Genomic DNA, 1,159 nt, shown 5'->3' on the forward strand with positions numbered 1-1,159 from the left:
ATTATGCTTCGATAGCTGTAACAACACCAGCGCCTACTGTATGGCCACCTTCGCGGATCGCGAAACGTAAACCTTCTTCAATAGCGATTGGAGTGATAAGCTCGATGTTCATAGTGATGTTATCACCAGGCATACACATTTCTGTACCTTCTGGTAAGTTGATAACGCCAGTTACGTCAGTTGTACGGAAGTAGAATTGTGGACGGTAGTTGGAGAAGAATGGAGTATGACGGCCACCTTCTTCTTTTGTCAACACGTATACTTCTGCTTTGAATTTAGTGTGAGGTTTGATGGAACCTGGTTTAGCCAATACTTGACCACGTTCGATATCTTTACGGTCGATACCGCGAAGAAGTGCCCCTACGTTGTCACCTGCTACTGCAGATTCCAAGATTTTACGGAACATTTCAAGACCTGTAACTGTAGTGCTGGATGGTTCTTCTTGAAGACCAACGATTTCTACTACGTCACCAACGTTGATTTGACCACGTTCTACACGGCCAGTTGCTACTGTACCACGACCAGTGATTGTGAACACGTCTTCCACAGGCATCAAGAATGTTTTGTCTGTGTCACGTTCTGGAGTTGGGATGTATTCGTCAACTTTTGCCATCAATTCGTTGATTGCTTCAACGTAAGTAGCGTCGCCTTCTAATGCTTTCAACGCAGAACCTGCAATAACTGGGATGTCATCGCCAGGGAATTCGTAGCTGGAAAGCAATTCACGGATTTCCATTTCTACTAATTCTAATAATTCTTCATCGTCAACCATGTCTTTTTTGTTCATGAATACAACGATAGCTGGTACACCAACTTGGCGAGCTAACAAGATGTGCTCACGAGTTTGTGGCATAGGGCCGTCAGCTGCGGATACAACTAGGATAGCGCCGTCCATTTGAGCAGCACCAGTGATCATGTTTTTAACATAGTCAGCATGGCCTGGGCAGTCAACGTGTGCATAGTGACGAGTGTCTGTTTCGTACTCTACGTGTGCAGTGTTGATTGTGATACCGCGTTCACGTTCTTCTGGAGCTTTGTCGATCATGCTGTAGTCTTGGAAATCAGCTTGACCTTTTTCAGCAAGAACTTTAGTGATTGCTGCTGTTAAAGTAGTTTTACCATGGTCAACGTGACCGATAGTACCAATGTTAACGTGTGG

1 protein-coding gene is annotated in these 1,159 nt (G+C 44.8%); it reads right to left on the reverse strand.

Features of this window, described 5'->3' with window-relative positions:
* Position 1: 1 nt before the first annotated feature.
* On the reverse strand, positions 2–1,159 hold a 1,158-nt coding region (gene tuf, locus EO118_RS08515), incomplete at its 5' end, for an elongation factor Tu (protein WP_127069498.1).

Origin of the sequence: Veillonella sp. 3891 (assembly GCF_003992315.1) — a bacterium.
GTDB lineage: Bacteria > Bacillota > Negativicutes > Veillonellales > Veillonellaceae > F0422.